Source organism: Sulfitobacter sp. EhC04, from assembly GCF_001650875.1.
Taxonomy (GTDB): Bacteria; Pseudomonadota; Alphaproteobacteria; order Rhodobacterales; family Rhodobacteraceae; genus Sulfitobacter.
The window spans coordinates 41790-62868 of the sequence record NZ_LXYI01000089.1 but is presented as its reverse complement, the minus strand read 5'-3'; the positions used below and the strand labels follow the sequence as shown (position 1 = coordinate 62868).

General features: G+C 58.5%; 23 protein-coding genes. 16 read left to right on the top strand and 7 right to left on the bottom strand.

All coding sequences use genetic code 11. From position 1 onward, the window contains the following. Nucleotide 1: 1 nt before the first annotated feature. The 3 genes from mnmE to A8B82_RS21930 all read right to left on the bottom strand — a co-directional run bounded on the left by mnmE (nucleotide 2) and on the right by A8B82_RS21930 (nucleotide 3170). Nucleotides 2–1288 carry a tRNA uridine-5-carboxymethylaminomethyl(34) synthesis GTPase MnmE gene (mnmE, locus tag A8B82_RS21940; RefSeq protein WP_067297447.1) on the bottom strand — a complete coding sequence of 429 codons (1287 nt, stop codon included), beginning with the start codon at nucleotides 1286–1288 and terminating at the stop codon, nucleotides 2–4. Between the two features lie 31 nt (nucleotides 1289–1319). Beyond that, nucleotides 1320–2591 (bottom strand): transcription termination factor Rho, encoded by a 1272-nt coding sequence (gene rho, locus A8B82_RS21935; RefSeq protein WP_067297445.1) that lies wholly within the window; start codon nucleotides 2589–2591, stop codon nucleotides 1320–1322. A gap of 129 nt (nucleotides 2592–2720) precedes the next feature. After that, a complete protein-coding gene (locus A8B82_RS21930; protein WP_067297442.1) occupies nucleotides 2721–3170 on the bottom strand; it encodes a CopD family protein in 450 nt (149 codons plus the stop codon). A gap of 404 nt (nucleotides 3171–3574) precedes the next feature. Here A8B82_RS21930 and A8B82_RS21925 point away from each other — a divergent pair, with 404 nt between their 5' ends. The 4 genes from A8B82_RS21925 to dnaQ are packed head-to-tail and all read left to right on the top strand — an operon-like array spanning nucleotide 3575 to nucleotide 6273. Beyond that, nucleotides 3575–4174: a Maf family protein gene (locus A8B82_RS21925; RefSeq protein WP_067297439.1), complete on the top strand. Its 600-nt coding sequence runs from the start codon at nucleotides 3575–3577 to the stop codon at nucleotides 4172–4174. Further along, on the top strand, nucleotides 4171–5004 hold the full coding sequence (locus tag A8B82_RS21920; RefSeq protein WP_067297436.1) for a shikimate dehydrogenase: 834 nt from the start codon (nucleotides 4171–4173) through the stop codon (nucleotides 5002–5004). Before A8B82_RS21925 ends, A8B82_RS21920 begins: the two co-directional genes overlap by 4 nt. Further along, complete coding sequence (gene coaE / locus A8B82_RS21915; RefSeq protein WP_067298130.1) at nucleotides 5001–5594, top strand: dephospho-CoA kinase; 594 nt, start codon at nucleotides 5001–5003, stop codon at nucleotides 5592–5594. Before A8B82_RS21920 ends, coaE begins: the two co-directional genes overlap by 4 nt. After that, the gene (dnaQ, locus tag A8B82_RS21910; protein ID WP_067297433.1) at nucleotides 5587–6273 is read left to right on the top strand and encodes a DNA polymerase III subunit epsilon; all 687 of its coding nucleotides are present in this window, start codon (nucleotides 5587–5589) and stop codon (nucleotides 6271–6273) included. The genes coaE and dnaQ overlap by 8 nt, the downstream gene beginning before the upstream one ends. Nucleotides 6274–6371: 98 nt before the next feature. Here dnaQ and secB read toward each other — a convergent pair whose 3' ends face one another. Next, entirely contained in the window at nucleotides 6372–6854 is a 483-nt protein-coding gene (gene secB / locus A8B82_RS21905) for a protein-export chaperone SecB (RefSeq protein ID WP_067297431.1), read from the bottom strand. Nucleotides 6855–6923: 69 nt separating this feature from the next. After that, a complete protein-coding gene (locus A8B82_RS21900) occupies nucleotides 6924–7409 on the bottom strand; it encodes an FxsA family protein (RefSeq protein ID WP_067297429.1) in 486 nt (161 codons plus the stop codon). A gap of 105 nt (nucleotides 7410–7514) precedes the next feature. Here A8B82_RS21900 and A8B82_RS21895 point away from each other — a divergent pair, with 105 nt between their 5' ends. The 3 genes from A8B82_RS21895 to A8B82_RS21885 all read left to right on the top strand — a co-directional run bounded on the left by A8B82_RS21895 (nucleotide 7515) and on the right by A8B82_RS21885 (nucleotide 9798). Beyond that, a complete protein-coding gene (locus A8B82_RS21895; RefSeq protein WP_067297426.1) occupies nucleotides 7515–8174 on the top strand; it encodes a Tim44/TimA family putative adaptor protein in 660 nt (219 codons plus the stop codon). An 80-nt stretch (nucleotides 8175–8254) separates the two neighbouring features. After that, the gene (gene mltA, locus A8B82_RS21890; RefSeq protein ID WP_082899446.1) at nucleotides 8255–9208 is read left to right on the top strand and encodes a murein transglycosylase A; all 954 of its coding nucleotides are present in this window, start codon (nucleotides 8255–8257) and stop codon (nucleotides 9206–9208) included. Continuing rightward, nucleotides 9205–9798 carry a Smr/MutS family protein gene (locus tag A8B82_RS21885; protein ID WP_067297423.1) on the top strand — a complete coding sequence of 198 codons (594 nt, stop codon included), beginning with the start codon at nucleotides 9205–9207 and terminating at the stop codon, nucleotides 9796–9798. The genes mltA and A8B82_RS21885 overlap by 4 nt, the downstream gene beginning before the upstream one ends. Here the strand turns inward: A8B82_RS21885 and A8B82_RS21880 are convergent. Together A8B82_RS21880 and A8B82_RS24090 are read right to left on the bottom strand one after the other, a co-directional pair. Continuing rightward, nucleotides 9795–11012, bottom strand: a complete 1218-nt coding sequence (locus tag A8B82_RS21880) for an MFS transporter (protein ID WP_067297421.1) — start codon at nucleotides 11010–11012, stop codon at nucleotides 9795–9797. The two genes, A8B82_RS21885 and A8B82_RS21880, sit on opposite strands and share 4 nt — an antisense overlap. A 164-nt stretch (nucleotides 11013–11176) precedes the next feature. Further along, entirely contained in the window at nucleotides 11177–12133 is a 957-nt protein-coding gene (locus A8B82_RS24090) for a GlxA family transcriptional regulator (protein ID WP_067297418.1), read from the bottom strand. 84 nt (nucleotides 12134–12217) lie between these two features. Here A8B82_RS24090 and A8B82_RS24085 point away from each other — a divergent pair, with 84 nt between their 5' ends. The 9 genes from A8B82_RS24085 (at nucleotide 12218) to A8B82_RS21830 (ending at nucleotide 20873) form a co-directional block, all read left to right on the top strand. Continuing rightward, nucleotides 12218–13408 carry an MFS transporter gene (locus A8B82_RS24085; RefSeq protein ID WP_067297416.1) on the top strand — a complete coding sequence of 397 codons (1191 nt, stop codon included), beginning with the start codon at nucleotides 12218–12220 and terminating at the stop codon, nucleotides 13406–13408. A 95-nt stretch (nucleotides 13409–13503) separates the two neighbouring features. Further along, nucleotides 13504–14118 carry a pyridoxamine 5'-phosphate oxidase family protein gene (locus A8B82_RS21865; protein ID WP_067297413.1) on the top strand — a complete coding sequence of 205 codons (615 nt, stop codon included), beginning with the start codon at nucleotides 13504–13506 and terminating at the stop codon, nucleotides 14116–14118. A 97-nt stretch (nucleotides 14119–14215) separates the two neighbouring features. Beyond that, nucleotides 14216–15145 carry a LysR substrate-binding domain-containing protein gene (locus A8B82_RS21860; RefSeq protein ID WP_268873859.1) on the top strand — a complete coding sequence of 310 codons (930 nt, stop codon included), beginning with the start codon at nucleotides 14216–14218 and terminating at the stop codon, nucleotides 15143–15145. A 157-nt stretch (nucleotides 15146–15302) separates the two neighbouring features. Further along, nucleotides 15303–16814 (top strand): amidase, encoded by a 1512-nt coding sequence (locus A8B82_RS21855; protein ID WP_235604774.1) that lies wholly within the window; start codon nucleotides 15303–15305, stop codon nucleotides 16812–16814. Nucleotides 16815–16818: 4 nt separating this feature from the next. Continuing rightward, nucleotides 16819–18102, top strand: coding sequence for a TRAP transporter large permease (locus A8B82_RS21850; protein ID WP_067297405.1), 1284 nt, complete (start codon nucleotides 16819–16821; stop codon nucleotides 18100–18102). 21 nt (nucleotides 18103–18123) lie between these two features. Continuing rightward, the gene (locus A8B82_RS21845) at nucleotides 18124–19098 is read left to right on the top strand and encodes a TRAP transporter substrate-binding protein (RefSeq protein WP_067297401.1); all 975 of its coding nucleotides are present in this window, start codon (nucleotides 18124–18126) and stop codon (nucleotides 19096–19098) included. Nucleotides 19099–19151: 53 nt separating this feature from the next. Beyond that, nucleotides 19152–19679 (top strand): TRAP transporter small permease, encoded by a 528-nt coding sequence (locus A8B82_RS21840; protein ID WP_067297398.1) that lies wholly within the window; start codon nucleotides 19152–19154, stop codon nucleotides 19677–19679. A 106-nt stretch (nucleotides 19680–19785) separates the two neighbouring features. Further along, nucleotides 19786–20175, top strand: coding sequence for an antitoxin Xre-like helix-turn-helix domain-containing protein (locus A8B82_RS21835; protein WP_067297395.1), 390 nt, complete (start codon nucleotides 19786–19788; stop codon nucleotides 20173–20175). After that, complete coding sequence (locus A8B82_RS21830) at nucleotides 20172–20873, top strand: RES family NAD+ phosphorylase (protein WP_067297392.1); 702 nt, start codon at nucleotides 20172–20174, stop codon at nucleotides 20871–20873. Before A8B82_RS21835 ends, A8B82_RS21830 begins: the two co-directional genes overlap by 4 nt. Nucleotides 20874–21079: the final 206 nt, after the last annotated feature.

The following is a 21079-nucleotide window of genomic DNA, read 5'->3' as shown; positions in this document are numbered from 1 at the left end:
ATCATTTCCCAATGCAGAAGTTCGCAAAAATCTCATCGAGGAAGTTTTCAACATCTACCCGACCAATCAAGCTTTCCAACGCCTGAATCGCCAATCGCAATTCCTCTGCTGCGAAATCATACTGGTCCGTTCCACCGGAAGCCATCACAATCGCGGAATGGAGGGATTCCCGCGCATGCAGCAGAGCAACGCGGTGCCGCTCCTGCGTGGCAAGCCCGGCGTTCTGAACGCGGCCTTCCAGAACGGATTGAATGCTCTGCATTAACGCCGATACGCCCTCCCCAGTCCGACCTGAAACCGCGCCAACCTTGTCCGACCGGGTATCCGCCTTGGGACGGACATGAATGTCATCAGGCTCAGGCTGAACGATCAGATCTTCAACCACTTCGCACAAAAATACCCTCAGGTCCGCAGCTTCGCTCCGCTCAACCGCCCTTTGAACACCGATCTTTTCAACGCTATCCTGCGTCTCTCTCAAACCGGCGGTATCAAGGAACGTCACCGGCAGACCGCCAATATCCATCCGCACTTCAATCACATCTCGGGTTGTCCCCGCAACCTCGGACGTGATCGCAGCATCCCGGCCCGCCAGCGCATTCAGCAAGGTCGACTTCCCGGCATTCGCAGGACCGATGATTGCAACTTCGAAACCCATCCTGATACGTTCTGCTGCACCGATCCCCGCCATTTCGGCATCAATGCCTTGCATGACACCTTGCAGCAATTCGGTCAGTTCCGGCGTCACATCAACGGGCACATCTTCATCGGCAAAATCAATGGTGACAGTCAAAAGGGACGCAGCCCTGATCAAATCAACGCGCCATTGCTCTACCCGGTCACCAAGCTTGCCCGAAAAGCCCAACATCGCCTGTTTGCGCTGCGCCTCTGTCTCCGCGTCGATCAAATCGCCCAGACCCTCGATCTGGACCAAATCCATGCGGCCGTTCTCAAGCGCGCGGCGCGAGAATTCGCCGGGTTCAGCAAGCCGTGTGTCAGGGAATGCGCCCAAACAACGCAGCACAGCGCGGATCACCGCGATGCTCCCATGCAGGTGAAATTCGACAACATCCTCGCCAGTGAAACTGTGCGGCCCGGCAAAGCGCAAGACAAGCGCCTGATCCAGAAGAGAGCCATCAGGGTCACGCAGGTTTCGCACGGCAGACTGTCGCGGCTCCGGCAGGGAACCGGCCAGAGATTCACCTATGGAAAAGGCGTCCGGCCCAGAAATCCGGACAACAGCAACCCCTGCCCGACCCATGACCGTTGCCTGGGCAAATATCGTATCCATTTGACTTAAACCATTGTTATTATTAAATAACTCAGGTGTTCATTGAATCGAAGAAGTCCGAGTTCGTCTTGGTCTGTTTCAGCTTGCCGATCAGGAACTCGATGGCATCGGTGGTGCCCATCGGGTTCAGAATCCGACGCAGGACAAAGGTTTTCTGCAGGTCAATTTTCTCGACCAACAAGTCCTCCTTACGTGTGCCCGATTTGAGAATGTCGATGGCCGGGAACACACGTTTGTCCGCAATCTTGCGATCCAGAACAATTTCAGAGTTACCTGTGCCTTTGAATTCCTCAAAGATCACCTCGTCCATCCGGCTGCCCGTATCGATCAACGCAGTCGCGATGATGGTCAGCGACCCGCCCTCTTCGATGTTCCGGGCAGCACCAAAGAACCGCTTGGGGCGTTGCAGCGCATTTGCGTCCACGCCACCGGTCAGAACCTTGCCGGACGACGGGACCACGGTGTTGAAGGCACGGCCAAGGCGTGTGATGGAATCGAGCAGGATCACCACATCGCGCTTGTGTTCCACCAGGCGTTTCGCCTTTTCGATCACCATATCGGACACGGCCACGTGCCGGGTCGCAGGTTCGTCGAAGGTGGAGGAGACAACCTCGCCCTTGACCGACCGCTGCATGTCGGTGACTTCCTCGGGCCTTTCGTCGATCAGCAACACGATCAGATAGCACTCGGGGTGGTTTTTCTCGATCGAGTTCGCGATGTTTTGCAGCAGAACCGTCTTACCCGTCCGCGGCGGCGCCACGATCAGGGAACGCTGGCCCTTGCCGATGGGCGACACCAGGTCAATGATCCGGGCCGACCGGTCCTTGACCGTTGGGTCGTCCACTTCCATGGTCAGGCGTTCATCCGGATAGAGCGGCGTCAGGTTCTCGAAAGCCACCTTGTGGCGCGCCTTTTCCGGCTCTTCAAAGTTGATCTTGGTCACTTCGGTCAGCGCAAAGTAACGCTCGTTATCGTCGGGTGCCTTAATCAGCCCCTCAATCGTGTCACCGGTGCGCAGCGACCATTGACGGATCATCTCGGGTGAAACGTAAATATCATCGGGGCCCGGCAGATAGTTCGCCTCTGGCGACCGCAGGAAACCGAAACCGTCCTGAAGCACCTCAAGCACGCCATCGCCCGAAATTTCCCAGCCCTCGTCCGCGCGTTCGCGCAGGATCTGGAACATCATTTCGCCCTTGCGCATGGTGGAGGCGTTTTCGATCTCAAGCTCTTCGGCCATGGCGAGAAGGTTCTTGGGCGTCTGCGCCTTCAGATCCGCAAGGTTCAGTGTATCTGTTGTCATGGAAAATCCCGTTCAGCGGCAACGCGCGCGGCGTCGGCTGGTCATCATTGCAATGTTGAAGCTAGGCAATCACCCCGGACGGGGCGTTGCAAAGGGATATATGTCGCGGCGCGTGCCGAGTCAATCAGCTCAGAACTTCACGACCACCGAAACGACAATCAAGATCATCAAGACGGTCGGAACTTCGTTCAACAACCGGTATTGTCGCCCGGTCAGCTTGTTCTTTCCCTCGCCAAACTCCCTCATCCGCGCCATCAACCAATCATTGAAACCAGACATCGCAATGACGCAGGCCGCTTTCGTATAGGGCCAGACCGCCGTCCAGTCGACGATCCCCGGCGTAAACACAAGGGCAAGCCCAAAGACCCAGGTTGCGATCATCGCGGGTCTCATGATGACAGTTGCCAGCTTGAACTCCATCAGCGTGAAAATATCGTGGGTGCTGCCGCTCAACCCGGCTTTCTCAATATGATGGACAAACAGTCGTGGCAGATAGAACAGCGCAGCCATCCATGAAATCACGGAGATGATATGAAGCGCTTTGATCCAAGGGTAAGCGAGGGCAAGAAGGTCAGACATATCCCACTCCGGTTTCCATGCCCTTCTAATAATAATAAAGATAAGAAGAAAGATGATGTAGTATGTAGGGAGACAGGAAACTGTGGATTACGGTCTTTTACCTGCAGATGTCCCCAGTCTGATAACGGTTGGAGCATCATGTGCATAACATTGCGTCAAGAGGCAAAAATCACTCCTGAATCCGCCATGTGACGCGTATCGTCGTATCTTAACCTGTGGATATACATCAGGACAACTTGAGCGAAAATCGATTCCTCCCGGATCCGGACTTGTCCTTCTCCACGCGTGGATTTTTCTGGCACAACGTCGCCAGATCGCCGGATAATCCGCTTTTCAACGGTGGGCTGTTGCTCTCGGTTAAAAGTCCTTAATTACTCCTTAACGTCTTACACAGGGTTATCCCCATGTCTCAGCCGATCATCCTGGCTTCCGGGTCGTCCATCCGCGCGAAACTGCTGCAACAGGCGGCCGTTCACCATTCTGTTGAAGTTGCCCGGATCGACGAAGAGATGATCAGGACCGCGCTCATAGCCGAAGACGCGTCTCCGCGTGATATTGCTGACGCCCTTGCCGAAATGAAAGCGCGCAAGATCAGCGACAAACATCCAGATGCGCTTGTCATCGGATGTGATCAGGTTCTGGATCACCGGGGAAAGCTGCTGTCCAAACCCGACAGTCCAGAGGATGCCATGCGCCAGCTTTCCGGGCTGCGCGGGGATCGGCACATGCTGCTGTCCGCCGCTGTCATCTGCGAGGGTGGAAAACCGATATGGCGGCATGTCGGGCAGGTCAGGCTTCGGATGCGTGACCTCTCGGACAGCTATCTGAACGATTATGTCACCCGCAACTGGGACAGCATCCGGCATGCCGTCGGATGCTATAAACTGGAAGAGGAAGGATCGCGGTTGTTCACCTCCATCGAAGGGGATTACTTTCACGTTCTGGGTATGCCACTTTTGGAACTCCTGAACTATCTGGCCCTGCGCGGAGACCTTGCGACATGACATTGCCGAAAATACCGCTTGCAGGCGTGATTGGATCGCCGATTGCCCATTCCAAATCGCCGCAGTTGCAGGGGCATTGGCTCAAGACCTATGGAATTTCAGGCTATTACATCCCCATGGATGTCTCTGTTCAGGACCTTGAGACCGTCGTCCGGTCACTGCCAAAGATGGGATTTGTTGGCGTGAACGTCACAATCCCCCACAAGGAAGCGGTAATGACCATTGCCGATCTGGTGACGGACCGCGCGATCCTGATCGGTGCGGCCAATACCCTGATATTTCGCAAGGATGGCAAGATTCATGCCGATAATACAGACGGTTACGGGTTTATCGAGAACCTGAAAGCGGGCGCACCCAATTGGAACCCCAGGTCTGGTCCGGCAGCGATCCTGGGTGCCGGGGGTGCGGCGCGGGCCGTGATTGCATCGCTTCTGGATGCCGGCGTGCCAGAGATCCTTCTTTCAAACCGTACCCGTGTCAGGGCGGACAAGCTGAAATCCGACTTTGGCAGCAGAATTCGTGTCTATGACTGGGTTCAGGCAGGCAATATGCTGGATCATGCGCATCTCGTGGTGAACACGACATCGCTGGGCATGATCGGCAAAAGTGAGATGCGGGTGCCGCTGGATGGGCTACAACCCGGTGCCGTGGTGACTGATCTTGTCTATGCCCCGCTGAAGACCCGGCTGCTTGAAACAGCCGAGCAGATGGGATGTGTCACTGTCGACGGGTTGGGGATGTTGCTGCATCAGGCCGTGCCGGGGTTTGAACGTTGGTTCGGAAAACGTCCCGAGGTCGACCGCGCAACCCGTGCGGCAGCGCTGCGCTGATGTTCGTGCTGGGTCTGACCGGGTCCATCGGCATGGGCAAATCCACGACGGCAGCCATGTTCGTTGATGAGGGCTGCGCCCTCTGGGATGCAGATGCAGCCGTCCACCGGCTTTATGATGTGAATGGCGCGGCTGTGGCCCCGTTTCGCAAAGCCTTTCCAGATGCGGTTCAGGATGGCGCTGTTTCGCGGACAATACTGAAACAGATCATCAGCCAGACGCCGGACGCCCTGAAAAAGATTGAAAGCATCGTTCATCCGCTGGTCGCGCAGGATCGCGCCGCGTTTCTGGAACAGGCAACGGCGGATATTGTTGTTCTGGACATTCCCCTGCTATTCGAAACCGGAGGACAGGCGCGGGTCGATGCCACTGTTTGCGTATATGTCGATGACGCGACACAGCGGCAGCGGGTGCTGGAACGTGGCACGATGACCCCTGCCCAGTTCGAGGCCATCAAGGCAAAACAGATGCCCGCCGCAGAAAAACGCGCCCTCGCGGATTATGTTATCGAAACAGACACGATCGAACACGCAAGGGAACAGGTGCGGGATGTGGTAAAGGACATTCGGAAGAGAGTAAAAGATGCGTGAAGTCGTTCTTGATACCGAAACCACGGGTTTTGACCCCGAGACTGGCGACAGGATCGTCGAGATCGGCGCGGTTGAGCTGATGGGCCATATGGCGACGGGCCGGACCTATCACCAGTATATCAATCCTGAACGCGCCATGCCCGACGATGCCTTTCAGGTGCATGGGCTGGGCGATGATTTTCTGCGCGACAAACCCAAGTTTGCAGAGGTCGGTCAGGCGTTCCTGGATTTCATCGGTGATGCAAAGCTGGTGATCCACAATGCCGCCTTTGACATCAAGTTCCTGAATGCTGAATTGAAATGGATGAATCTGCCCCAGATCCCGTGGGAACAGGCCATCGACACACTGGCCATCGCCCGGAAACGGTTCCCCGGATCGCCCGCGTCTCTTGATGCCCTGTGCCGACGATTTAACATCGACAATTCATCTCGGACCCTTCACGGGGCGCTGCTGGACAGTGAAATCCTGGCGGAGGTCTATCTTGAATTGATCGGCGGGCGGCAACCGGATTTTGCATTGTCGGCAAAGCCGGAAGCGTCGGAGGGTGCAACTCAGGTCGACTGGACGCCAAAGCCAAGGGCAAATCCCCTGCCCTCCAGACTGACGGAAAAAGAGGCCGCCGCCCATGCCGATCTTATCGGCAAGCTGGGCGACGACGCCATGTGGGGTAAGGGTTAGAACGTCCGGCCTTTAACATGACTCACTTGGTCGCTGCCTTCGCCTGCGGCGGGGTGCGAAAAGTGATCTGTGATGCCTAAGGTTAAAGGCCGGATGTTTTAGGCGTCTGCCTTGGGCGGCGTTTCGGCCTGACGACGTGCGACTTCGTTGCGGTACATCGACATAAAGTCGATATTTTCCAGATTCAGCGGCGGGAAGCCGCCATCCCGCGTGATGTCGCTGACGACGCGGCGCAGGAAGGGAAAGATCATCCGCGGGCATTCAATCAGCAGGAACGGGTGAATCTGGTCGTCTGGTACGTTTTCGATATGAAAGATGCCGACATAATCCAGTTCAAGCACAAACAACGTCTGATCGCCGCCCTTGTTCTTGGAGGTGACATTCAGCTTGATCGCGGATTCGAACTGGTGATCGGCAGGGCGCTTTTTGGCATCCAGGTTGACTTGCACCTGGACATCGGGCTGGACGTCTGTCGGCGCGCCCTTCTGTGCCATGATGTTCTCGAATGACATGTCGCGGATAAATTGGCCCAACACGCGCATCGTTGGCGCGGTCGGTTGTGCAGCTGCTTCTTCGGCCATGGAAATTCCCTCGTAAATATTGGTTGGTGTCGCACTTATCAGGTTGCGCGACAGCCCTCAATGCCTTCGCTATTCCTTGGTCCATCCCGATGGTTTTTGCGACCCCTGATCAGTTGGCGGGATCTCGTGATAATCGCCGTCGATCACGTCTCCGCCCCTTGGCTGCCGGGGGTCTGTGCGGGGGGACCCGTGGGTTGAAAAGCTTTGGACATTGACGCGCGCGCGCAGAAATTCGAATGCGGCCTTGCGAACGCCCGGTATCAACAGGGAAAAACCGACCGCATCGGTGAAAAAACCCGGTGTCAGCAGCAGGGCACCGGCAAAAAGGATCATCGCACCATGCGCCAATGGTTCTGTCGGGTCGCTCATGTCAGAGAAGGAATTGCGCAACTGCCCCATCGCGATGGCACCCTGTGACCGGGCAAGCGATGCGCCCAGGATGGCGGTGATCACGACAATAGCCAATGTCCACCCCAGCCCGATGGCACCACCGATCTGGATGAACAGAGTGATCTCGATCAAGGGGACGGCGAGGAATGCGATCAATAGCCACATGTGCAAATGTTCCTTATATGGGGGGCAGAGTGGACTCACCCCGGTCAAGCACCTACATAAGTCTTCAGCCATCGTGTTTCCATGTTTTCACCCCAAGAGGTTCCAATGAATTCACCCATGATACAGCTACTGGTCTTGGCCGGCATCGCGGTATTTCTGATCCTGCGTCTCAAGAACGTGCTGGGCACCCGTGAAGGGTTTGAAAAGCCGCCAGCTGTTGACCAGACAACGCAGAGGCGCGGCGGCCCCGCGCTTGAGGTGATCGAAGGCGGGCCGGATCTGGATATTGCGGACCACGTTCCCGAAGACAGCGATGCGGGCAAGGCACTGGCGCGAATGAAGCGGATTGAGCCATCCTTTGGTGTCAGCGACTTTCTGGGCGGCGCGCGCGGTGCCTATGAAATGATCGTGATGGGATACGAAAAAGGCGATCTGGCGCAGATCCAGCCCTTTCTGAGCGAAGAAATCTACGAAAGCTTTGTCGACGGCGTGGCCGCCCGCGAAGATAAGGGCCTGACCATCGAGGCGCATTTTATCGGTGTTCGTGAGACAGAATTGGTGGATGCAAGGCTTGACGACGATACCAATGAAGCGGAACTTGCAATTCGCTTTGTTGCCGAACTTACCTCGGCTGTCCGCGATGCGGGCGGTGATATCGTCGAAGGCAGCACGAAAGAAATTAAGCGCCAGAAAGACACATGGGTTTTTGCGCGCATCATGGGCTCGGATGATCCGAATTGGATGCTGGTTTCTACAGACGGCTGATCCATGCGGTTCTTGCATTGGTATGGACGGGGGTTGCAACAGTGACCCCCGCTTCTGCGACCGATGTTTCCTATAAGGTGATGGAGTTCGACCAGTTGAACGGCTGGGCGGAGGATGACCATGCTGCAGCGCTCAAGACCTTTCTGAACACATGTCGGGACCTGGACGATCTGGACTGGACCGCGGTTTGCAAATTTGCCCAAACCAACCCCGAGCCGCGCCAGTTCTTCGAATTGTTTTTCAGGCCCGTCTTGATCGAGGATGGGCAAGACGCCCTTTTTACCGGCTATTTTGAGCCCGAGCTTGACGGAGATCTCTACAGGTCCGAACGCTTTCGCTACCCGATCTACAAAATGCCGAACGAGGCCCTGGCCCAGAACCCCTGGCTGACCCGTCGCGAGATATTGGATGGCGATGTGATGGCGGGTCGAGGTCTGGAAATCGCATGGGTTGATGACCCGGTTGAGTTGTTCTTTCTGCAAATCCAGGGCTCTGGCCGCATCAGGCTGCCGAATGGCCGATATATCCGGGTTGGCTATCGCGGGGCGAACGGCCACCCTTATAAATCCATCGGGGTGGAACTGGTACGTCGCGGCGTCTATCAGCCGCATCAGGTCAGCGCACAGGTGATCAAGAATTGGGTACGGCGAAACCCGGAAGATGGCCGCGAATTGCTGTATCACAATCCGTCCTATGTCTTCTTTCGCGAGGTCAGCAAGGTTCCTGCGGATCAGGGGCCGTTGGGCGCGATGAACCGGAGCGTGACCGCCATGCGGTCAATTGCCGTTGATCCATCATACGTCAAACTTGGTACGCCGGTCTGGATCGAGAAAGACGGCGAGAATCCACTGCGCCGTTTGATGATCGCGCAGGACACCGGATCGGCGATCAAGGGCGCGCAGCGGGCGGATGTCTTTTTCGGCACCGGGGATCAGGCCGGACTGGCGGCTGGCAAGCTGCGTGACCCCGGCCGTATGTTGGTCCTGATGCCGATCCAGCGCGCCTATGCCCTGTTGCCCGAAAGCGCGATATGAAGCGCAGTTCCCGGAAACCACGGCTGAATGACGACGACCTGGAACTGTGGCGGCGCGTGACAGATCGCACCGAAAAGCTGGACCTGAAATCACTCTTCACGCCGGAAATCGACGCGCCTGCACCGTCACCACCTGTGCTGAAGAAAGCTCGGTCGGCTGTCCTGGGTAAACCAATGCCAAAGCCGCGCCGCAGCACCCATAATCTGGTGCCTTCCCTGCCCGATCAGTTCCGATCGGCACCGGTGCAGATGGACAACAAATCCTTTGGCAAACTGAAACGCGGCAAGTTGCGGCCGGAGGGGCGGATCGACCTGCACGGCATGACACTGGACCGTGCGCATCCCGCGCTCAGCCATTTCATCCTGTCGTCACATCGCAGCGGCAAGCGACTGGTTCTGGTGATCACCGGCAAGGGCAAGCAACGGGACGATGGCGGGCCAATTCCGGTGCGATATGGCGTGCTGCGCCATCAGGTTCCGCAATGGCTGTCCACCGCGCCGCTGTCTTCTGTCGTTTTGCAGGTCGCACAGGCACATATCAGCCACGGCGGCAGCGGTGCTTATTATGTCTACCTTCGGCGGCAGCGTTAGCGTCCAAGCGTCGGATAATATCTGATGATCCCATAGGTCGCGAGCCCGGCGGCGATCAGGTAATAGACGGAAATCGGCAGCATCTGCTCGGGAAATGTGATCCCCAGATCAATCAGCACGCCCGTGACCCCCGGCCCGATTGCCGACCCAAACACCATCAGGGCGGCGGCGACCGATTTGATCGACCCGATGTAGCGCGTGCCGTAGTATTCTGCCCAGAAGGTCGAGGTCGCCGTGCTCTGCATCCCCTGCCCCAACCCGAAAATGACCAATCCGACCCCGGCCATGAAAATTGTATCGGCATAGGCCAGCACAGCGAAAGACGCGGCAAAGGGCAGCATCTGGAACGGGACGATACGGCTGACACCGAAGCGGTCGATGGCCCAACCGGAGACAAAAGTGGCCGAGACGGAAGACACGGTATAGATCGGCATCAGCGCGACGAAGGCGACCAGTTGCCAGCCTTTCACCTCAACCAGATGAACCTGCTGAAAAAACAGCGCGGTGCCCCAGGCAGATGGTCCGACAATCATCGGGATCATCAGAAAGAACAGCCCAGACCGCAGCATTTGCGCCCGTGTCCAGTGGATTCCGTTCATCCCGGCAATCTGCGCCTCGTCCGCCATTGATTGCGGTGTGCGTTCCTGGCGCAGCAACAGCATGATGACAGGAATTGTCAGGATCACCAGCACTGCCGCCAAGACCCACAGGCTGCGCCAATGCGCCACGGCAAAGAGCCCGACAAACGCGACCGGCAAGATCGCCTGCCCGGCAGCAAAGCCCATCGACGCAAGCGAAAGCGCCTTGCCGCGCGTCGCCTCGAACCAGCGCACCATCGCCACCGCGCCCAGTTGCGACATCATCCCCTGCCCGGTCAGACGCAATGCGAAAATGACAAGGACCAGCAGAATCCAGGATGTATTCACAGCCATCAGGACGCAGGCCGCAGCCAGTGCCAGCATGACGCCCAAGGCAAGCACCCGCACCCGGAACCGGTCTGTCAGCACACCGGCCCAGACCATGGCAATGGCGGATAGCGTCGTGCCAATGGTATATATCCCGCCCCACTGCCCATCGCTGAGGCCGAAGTCGGTCTTTATCTCACCGGCGAACAGCGAGATAAAATAGGTCTGGCCATAAGACGACGTGAAAGTCAGCAGGAAACCTGCCAGCAGGAACAGCCAGTTGAGACGCAGGAATTTGAGATAGTTCATGCCTCTTCATCCATGTGGCATGAGAAAATGAAAAGCCCTAAAACGCGGTCACAGCACGCAGCGGCTGAAATCGGCAGGCCGGGTCGACTGGCCGCCATTGTTCGATAGTGCCGCCGCGCGCGTACTGCCTTGAGATCAAATACAATTGTGACACCAGCGCAGGGTCAGGTGAACATATTGCGGTAGTCGCTTAACTGAACACCGAACTGACGCTGAAAGGCCCGTCTCAGGCGTTGTAGGTCGCCAAAGCCGCTGTCGACCGCCACTTGCTTGAGCGGCATATTTCCCGACAGCAGGCCGCGGGCGTGATCGACGCGAACCTTTTCCACGAATTGCGCAGGTGTTTCGCCTGTGTCGCGCTTGAAGCGGCGGGTCAGCGTACGTGCGTTCATGCCAGCAGCATCGGCCAGCGCATCAAGCGACCAATCCAGATGTGGGGTCGCAACGACCTTTTCGATAAGCTGGCTCAGGGCCTCGCCCTTTGCGAATTGTCCGGCGAGATGAAAGGCATATTGGCTTTGCCCGCCCGTGCGCCGGAGCTGGACAACAAGTTCGCGCGCAACCGCAAGCGCGAGCTTCGGCCCGCAATCGGCCTGAATGATCGACAGCGCCAGATCAATGCCGGTGGTCACGCCAGCGGAAGTAAAAACCCTGCCCTGGGTGATGTTGATGCGGTCCAGATCCCAGTTAACTTCGGGATAGGTGCGGGTGTCTTCCTCGCGCGACCAATGGGTTGTCGCCGCCAGCCCGTTCAGAACCCCTGCGGCGGCCAGAACCAATGCCCCCGAACAAACAGAGATCAGGCGATACTGTGTCTCGGCACGTTTCCGGATGATTTCGTGCAGGTCTGGGTTGCCGGTCAGTGCATCCACTCCGGCGCCGCCGGGGATCAACAGGTCCGCGCCATTGGCTGCTGCGCAAAGCGTGCCATCGGGAACCAGCCGCAGCCCGCACCCTGCGCGCACCGGCCCCCCGTCCAATGATACATAGCGGGTCCGGTATCTGGCGCGACCGTCCGTATTCGCGGCTTCGAACGCTTGAACCGGCCCTGCCGCGTCCAGCAGGTTTATATCGTCGAAAAGCAGGACATCTATTTTTCGGGCGCCGTGATGATTGTCCATATTCGATACCTGATTGTCATTTAAGACATATGTGATCCCCCGTATAGCTGAACCTGTCAAGCCAGCCGAACAGGAATACTGCCGATGCCCGTTGCACGACTTAACCGAAACGGAAACTTCATCGGCCTTCTGATGGCCAATACCGTTCTTGGATTTGCGATGCCGATGCTGCTTATTCTGGGCGGGCTGACGGGGTTGCACCTGTCGCCGACTGCGGCGCTTGTCACATTGCCCGCCTCTGTTCAAACGCTGGCAGGGATGCTTGCCGCTGCGCCGTTTTCCCTGCTGATGGGGCGGTTTGGCCGCAGGATCGGCTTTGTCACGGGCGGGTTGCTCGCCCTGGTTGGCACGGTGATTGGCGCATCTGCACTGATCACGGGCAGTTTCGTTTTGCTGTGCCTGGCGCATTTCATCCTTGGCGCGGCATTGTCGTCGTTTCAGTACTTCCGCTTTGCCGCCGCCGAAGTGGTCAGCCCGGAGTGGCAACCGGTGGCGATTTCGTTGATGTTGACCTCTGGTCTGGTGGCCGCGATTGGCGGGCCGCAGATATTCATCATGGCCAAGGACTCCCTGGCGCCCATTCCCCTGGCGGGTGCTTATGTGGCGCTGGCCGCTGTCATCGTGGTTGGCATGGTGCCGCTTGCCCTTGTTCGAATTCCCACGGCGACAGGTGCAAGCCGTGTCGCGGGGGCCAGACGCTTTGCGTCGCTCGCCGTCCTGCGGCGCAGGCCGGTGCGGCGGGCCATCGGCATTGCAGCGATTTCTCAGGGCGTGATGATTTTCATGATGATTCCGACACCCCTTGCCATGTTGGGCTGTGGATTTACCGAAGCGGTCGCGGGTGATGTCATCCGCTGGCACGTCGTTGCGATGTTCGCGCCAAGCTTTGTAACTGGCTTTCTGATCAAGTGGTTCGGCAAGGAGCGCATCGCGGTGTCCGGGCTGGTGATCCTGCTGATCGCCGCGATAGGTGCTGCGGCGGGTCTGTCTTCTGCCCATTTTTACGGGTCGTTGATCTTGCTTGGCATCGGCTGGAACTTCGGATTTATCGGGGCGACCAGCATGTTGGCAGCCGCGGTTAGAGAGACCGAGAAATCTGCCGTGCAGGGATTGAACGACACGCTTATCGCGCTTGTTTCAACGATTTGCGCTTTTGCGGCCGGGTTGGTTGTCACCGGGTTTGGCTGGGCAGTGGTTGCCCTTGTTTCCATGCTGATTGTGTTGGCCGCAATTGCCGTATTGTTGTTGGGCAGGGCGGAACCCGCGGCAATCTAGGCTCTGTGCGTTTCAATCGGTTGACCGGATTGGCGGGCAAGTGCGAAGTTTCATTTGCCCGCAACGGTCAGCGTCATCGCTATGGAAAGAGGACAATGGATTACATCACCTCCAAGGACCAACTCAGAGAGGCGTTCGAGGACGTCCATGACGTCGCTGTTCGAAAAGAACTGCGTCTGATCGACGAACATGCCCGACGTTTTATCGCGCGGTCGCCTTTTGTCTTTGTCGGGTCGCAAGATGGCAACGGCAATGCGGATGTGTCCCCCAAGGGCGACATGCCGGGGTTTGTCAAAGTGCTGGATGACACGACCCTGGCGCTGCCGGACCGGCCCGGCAACAACCGGCTGGATACATGGGAAAACGTCATCGACAATCCAGCCGTCGGGCTGATCTTTGTGATCCCCGGCATGAACGAGACGTTGCGGATCAACGGCGAGGCGCGGCTGACCGTCGATCCGAAGCTGTGCGCCGAATTGCATGTCAACAACCGGCCCGCCCTGGCGGTGATGGTTGTCAAGGTCAGGCAGGTTTATATGCATTGCGCCAAGGCGTTCATCCGGTCAAAACTTTGGACACCGGAGACATGGCCCGCGCGGTCGGAGATGCCGACGCTGGGCGAAATATTGAAGGATCATGCAAAGCTGTCCGCGACGGCGGAGGAGTTCGACAGCGTGCTTGATCAGGCGTATAAAAAGTCCCTTTGGTAAGTCCAGAAGTGAAGCACCCACACCATCCATCGGGCCGCTTACCGCAGCTGCGCTGATGTGATATTGTCCCGGCCATCAGACCTCGGGAGTACCGGCCATTTCAAGCAGCAAGCTCCAGAAGGCCATAACGATCCGCCACTTGCGGGTTATCGCGGCCTTGTCCGAATTGAAACTGGTTGCGCGGGTGTCCGAGGCGCTGAATGTTACGCAGCCCGCAGTTTCCAAACAGATTGCAGAACTGGAAAAGATCGTGGGCGTTCCCATCGTCACGCGGGACCGCAATCGACTTTTCCTGACCCCGATCGGGCAACGGCTGGCGGACCATGCCAAACAGGCGCTGGGTCAGCTCGACCGGGCAGCACTGGATATCGAAGCGATGGCAAGCGGGGTATCGGGTGCGGTTTCTGTCGGGGTCGTCAGCTCGGTCGCGCCAATCCTTCTGCCAGGTGCCATCGCATTGTTCAAAAGCGGCACGCCGCAAGCGAACATCGTGATCAAGGAGGGGCATTTCGTTGAGCTCTTCCCGGATCTGGAGGCCGGTGCGCTGGATCTGTTGATCGCCCGGATATGGCAGCCGCAGGAGTTGCCGGGCATCGACCAGTTGAGCCTTTTTGCCGAACCGGTGGTGGTTGTGGCAGGGCGCAATCACCGGCTGGCAAAGCAGATTGATCTGGAATGGCGCGATCTGGTGGATTTTCCATGGCTCATGCCGCAGGCCAATTCGGTGGCACGCCGCGCGGTCGATGCGCTATTTGCCGAGAACGGGCTGACACCGCCCTCCAACACAATCGCGTCACTGTCGTTGACGTTGAACCTGGCTCTGCTGGAGGCAATCCCCGCACTGGGGCTGATGCCCCAGCGGCTGGCCCAGTCCCACGCGGCGCGGGGTGATATCGTCACACTGCCGATCGATACGCGCGGCCTGCTGTCTGAAGCAAGGTGCTTTTGGCGCAGTGACCAGGTCGAGAAAAACCCCACATTGTCGTTTTTCCTCAAGTGCCTGCACATCGCGACGGAAGATCTCTAAACCATTCCATTTAGTTAATGTTATGGGCCGGATTTTCAATATTTCTCCTGTATCAAGTGCCGTATCATAACCAAAGTCATTTTCTTGGGAGGGGTAACGTGGCTGGTTCAATCGCGCTGAACGCGTCTTGGGCGCGCGAATGAGGAGTGCCGCAATAATGGCCCTGTCGGCCAATGCGGTTTTGAATCGCTTTGCGAATCTCAGCCTGACGCCCAGTGAATATCTCGCGGCTTGTCTTGAGCGTATTTCTCAGGTGAACCCCAGGCTGAACGCTTTGACAGCGATCGACAGCGAACGTGCGGTCGGCGCGGCGGCGCAGGCCACGACAAGATGGAAGGCTGGAACGCCCAGGGGGCTGCTCGATGGGTTGCCGATAGGCGTGAAGGATTTACAGGATACCAAGGGGTTGCTGACAACCCATGGCAGCCCCCGGATGCGCGCCAATATCCCGCAAGGTGACCTGCCCATGGTCGCGCGCCTGCGGGAAGCGGGTGCGATCATTCTTGCCAAAACCAATGTGCCTGAATGCGGGGCAGGCGGTAACAGCCGGAACCCGGTCTGGGGCGCAACAGGCAACCCGTTTGATGCCAACCTGACATGTGGCGGCTCTTCGGGTGGATCGGCGGCGGCACTGGCGGCCAACCTTTTGCCGCTCTGCACCGGGTCGGACACCGGCGGGTCGCTGAGATTACCAGCGGCGCTGTGCGGCGTTGTCGGGTTTCGCCCCTCAGTCGACGTCATTGCCCATCCGACGCGGCCCTTGGGGTGGTCGGGCATTTCGGTGCTTGGCCCGATGGCCCGCACCGTGGATGATCTGGTCTTGATGTTGCGGGTATGCCAGGGCGCTGATCCCGACGATCCGTTGTCCTCAGAGGCGGCATCTGACCGGTTTGCAACACTTCCCGCTGCCAGCCTGAAAGACCTGCGTATCGGGTTCAGCGAGGATTTTGGCGGCACGCCTGTTGATCCATCCATTCGCGCGACGTTCCGCGCAAGGATTGCAAGGATCACGCCGCATGTGCGGGACTGCCGTGAGGTTGATCTGAGGCTCGGGGATATGGACCGCTGCTTTGACATCCTGCGGGCCGAGAGTTTTGTTTCCGCCTTCGCTGACCCGATCAAATCCGATGCCGCTGCCTTTGGCCCCGATATTGCAGCAAATGTCGAACTGGGCCTGTCCATGTCGCTGGCGGACCGGGCATGGGCCCATGCAGAACAGACGCGCATTCTGCGCCGGTTCAATGCAGTCATGCGGGATTATGACGTGATCCTGTTGCCCACTGCGCCGATCTCTCCGTTTCCGTGGACTCAAGGGAACATCACGGAAGTCGACGGCGCGCACATGGGCATCTATTATCGTTGGCTGGCCCTGACCTATCGCGGATCGCTGACGGGAGGACCGTCGATCACGCTGCCCTGCGGTCGCGATCCGCAGGGCATGCCTTTTGGCTTGCAGATGCTCGGGCCTGTCCGAAGCGATGAGGCGCTGTTGGCGACGGCCAAGGCAGTCGAGATGTTTTTCGCGGCAGATCCTGAAACGGCCCGACCTTGCCCGGATATGGCTGGACTCGCGGCTTCGGATATTGATCTGCGGTCCATCGTGACACATCCGCCGATCCTGAACGGCAGTGACCGGTCCAGGTTGGACCCCCTGGGAACGGCAGTATAGCACCATGTATCTGATACCCATCATCTTCGTTGTCCTGCTGATCAGCGGCACTGCCTTTGCATATCTCATGGGGGCGGTGTCGGTGCTGACTTTTGTGGCCCTCGACAAAAGCCAGTTCCTGTCCGTCCTGCCGCAGCGCATCTTTGCACAGCTCGATGTCTTCGCCTTCATGGCGATGCCGCTGTTCATCCTGACCGCCGAGATCATGAGCCGGGCAGGGGTCACCCGCAGCCTGATCGAATTTGCCATGTCAGTCGTCGGGCGGTTCCGTGGCGGGTTAGGTCATGTCAACATTCTGACCAGTGTGTTCTTTGCCGGTATCTCCGGGTCGGCCATCGCCGACAGCGCCGCCTTGTCGCGGACTTTTGTGCCCGAGATGAAAGCGCGCGGCTATGATCCGTATTACGCAGGGGCCATCACGGCGGCCTCGTCGATGATCGGGCCGATCATCCCGCCGTCCATTATCATGATCATCTATGGCGGCCTGACCGGGGCGTCGGTTGCCGCACTGTTCATTGCGGGCGTGGTGCCGGGGCTGCTGCTGGCTGCGGCCCTGATGCTGCTGAACGCGGTGATTGCCAACGTCAAAGGGCATCCCGGCGGCAAGTCGGACGATCTGCCGGCCTTCCTGCCCTGCCTGCTGAATGCGGCACCGGCCCTGTGCCTGCCAGTGGTGATCCTTGGATCGCTGGTGTTTGGCCTTGCGACCCCGACTGAGGGGTCGGCCATCGCGGTCATGTTCGCGCTGCTGGCGGGACAGTTCTACAAGGGGCTGAGCCTGCGGATGATCTTTGACGCGGTCGAGGCGACCGCCAAGATGACCGGCACGATCTTTATCATTCTTGCGGCGATTTCGGTGCTTGGCTATCTGGCCGGACAACTGGGATGGTCCAGCGCTCTGGCCAATTGGGTCGCATCCTTTGGGCTGACCGGCACGAAGTACCTGTTCTTTCTTGTGGTCATTTTCCTGATTGCGGGGATGTTCATGGACACGCCGGTGGCCCTGACGTTGCTCATCCCGCTCTTTGCACCGCAGGCGCTGGAGCAGGGGATCAGCCCGATCCACCTTGGCATCGTGTTGTGTTTCAATCTCTGTGTCGGGCTGATTACGCCGCCGCTGGGCAAATGCCTTGTCGTCGTTTCGGCCCTGACAAACCTCAACTACTGGCGGCTGGCCTATGCCGTGCTGCCCTTTATCGCCGTGCAGGTTCTGCTGCTGCTGGCGCTGGTCTATTGGCCCGCGATCAGCCTGACGCTGCCGCAGATGTTCGGCTTGTCCGTGAACTGAACGAATATGGGAGGAAGACCAATGAAACTGACATCACTCACACTGGCCGCGCTGATGGCCATGGCGGCCCCCGCTGTTGCAGAGGTAAAGATTGCGCTGGACGGCAAGCCCGACCTGGAACAATCCGGTTCCTACAACTGGAGCTACGCCTTTGCCAATTCGCTGAAAGAAGCCGGGATGGACGTGCGTGAAATGCCGCGCGACTCCGTCGGGAACGAGGCCGAGAAATTCGACCAGATTTCCACCGGCCTGTTGGAAGTGTCCTTGTCGGATGTGCGCGCCATCGCCCAGATTGACCCTTTCGTTTATGGCGTGCGGCTGCCTTACATCTTTGACGATGCGGCGCATATGGATCGGGCGCTGGCGGCGGGAAAGGTCCTGGACCGTCTGAACGAGAAGCTGGCCGCGCATGATGCGATGGTTGTGGCCTTTGTTCCAATCGGGCCCTCCTCGGGGATCATCACGACCACCAAGGCGGTGCGCGCGCCCTCAGATATGGCAGACCTGCGGATGCGGGCACTGGACGATGCGCAAATCGCGATGTACCGCGCATGGGGATCAACCGGCACTGTCGTGCCCTGGGGCGAAGTGCCTGCGGGCTTGCAGACTGGTGTGATCGACGGCTACCTGAACTCCCCCTTCGTGCCGGTGATCTTTGGCCAGACCGATTTTGTCAAAAATTTCTCGGATGCTGGGGTGATTATCCCGATGCGGGCGATTCTGTTCTCGAAGATGTGGTATGAGGGGTTGTCCGACGACGAACGTGCGGCGGTCGACGCCGCCGTGGTTGCAGGAGATAAGGCGAACCGTGCATGGCTGGCCGCAGCGTCGGAATCCGGTCTGACGGCGCTGGAAGAAAAGGGCGTGACCGTTCAACGCCTGAGTGCAGAAGAACGCGCCGTGTTCCGGGAAGCATCCAAGGCGGTCTATGAATCGGACCTGATGCCAAGCGAAGACGTCAAGATCTGGGCAGACCTGTCCGACGCCAACCGCTAAACGCAATTGCCGGGCCTTTGACGGGGCCCGGCCTTCCCGCCAGGAACAGACACATGCGCAATGCCATCATCACAGCCAGCAATCGCGTTCACCAAATCGGGCGGGTTGCCGCCGTATTTGCGGTTTGCCTCATGTTCCTTACCGTCGTGTTGCAAATCCTCGCGCGCTACGTGTTTTCCGCGCCGCCCATCTGGACCGAAGATGTCGCCCGCTACGCGATGGTCTGGACCGGGCTTTTGGGGGCCACGCTTTCGTTCAAATCGCGGGCGGATGCGGTGCTGATGCAAAGCATTGCCCCGCCGCGGCCCAGCCCCCTGGCCTATCTTGCCGAAGCGGTTCACAGCGCAGCGGTTCTGACGTTTATTTTACCAGTGATCTATTTCTGCTTCATCGGGCTGCGCGGGGGCTTTGCCAAGGGCTATCTGGCCCGCCAATCCGGCCTGACTGCGGATACGCTGGGCATTCCGATGGTCTGGATCTCTGTGTCGGTGCCAATCGCAATGATCATCATTCTGCTGCATCTGGCGGCGCGGTGGGCGGGCGACGACACTGCCGATACCGCCGCAACGCAACTGGACTAAGGCCAGCGACGTGCAGGAGGACTTGATGCTGCATTGCGCCAGACAAGGTTCATATGGTCTTTACTTTCGGGTCATATGAGCTAAATTGGATGCGAAGGAGATCGAGATGCAGGTTGCCGACAAAACCCGCGAACCCGCCCGGATCAATGCCGTTGCATTGAAAGCCTATGCGCGTGTTGTCGAAACCTGGGCGCTGAGCCTGAAAGAGGCAGCGGGCCTTGCGGATATGTCGGAAAGCACATGGAAGCGCGCCAGAAAGCCCGATTTCGCAGGAGAATTGACCCGCGATCAGCTTTTGCGGCTCAGCGCGGTCATTGGCATCTACAAGTCACTTGAGCTCTATTTCTCGGAACCGCTTGCAAGAGGCTGGTTCAAACGGGCGAATGCAGGCCCCCTGTTTCGCGGCAGCCGTCCGATAGACACGGCGATCGAGGGTGGCCTGCCGCAGATCCTTGCGGTGAGGACCTATCTTGATGCGCTGCGTGGCGGCGCGTGAAGCAGACCGAAATTTCCGATCGTGGCCTTGTGCGGCTATTGCTTGCCACATACCACAAACCACCCGCGCTGCGCGGTCTGGTCGATACCGATGACGAGCTTGACATCCTGGCCGAGATCGAGGGGCTGACCAGCGGGCGTCTTTTGGCCGAACGGGGCCGTAACCCGCATCTTGATCCGCGCGAACTGGCCTGGCGACGGCGAAGCCGGGACCTGCGTATTTATGGTGACACCCATGTCAACGCGGCCTTTACCTATACGCGGGCGGGCGGCAACCGCTTCAACTCAGAAGAGCGCGGTGCCTGGTATTGCGCCTGGGATGTCATGGTCTCGGTAAGCGAGGTTGCCTGGCATCGCACGCGGGAACTTGGATATACCGGCTGCTTTGAGGACAGCGCCCGCTATGTCGAGTTGCTGGCCGATTTCATTGGGGTCTTCGATGACATGACCGATGAACGAGATCATCTGGTGCTGCATGCCGATCCGGCAATCGGATATCCCGAGGGGCAAAACCTTGCCCATCATCTGCGCCGGGAAGAGTCGCGCGGCCTGATCTACCCATCTGTCCGCGCGCCCGCACCGGGCGGGAATTGTCTGGTGTGTTTCGAGCCGCGCGCGATCCAGAATGTCCGCCCTGGTGCGTCCTGGGATCTGGTCTGGAATGGCACGCCTGACTATGCGGTCAATGCCGTCGCCTGAATCCGCTGCGCATGGGGTCTGTACCCTGCTGCCTTTTCCTGCATCGCAGGCACTGAGCGCACTTGGCCCATCCAGTTCTTTTTCCGGGGCACTGGTGGTCGAACAAACCGCCATTGCGGACCAGGCGACCGCTGCGTCTTGTTGCAGCCTTGTCCAGGTGGCGCGGTTTTCGGGACATTTGGTTGGGAGTAATCGGGGCTCGCATC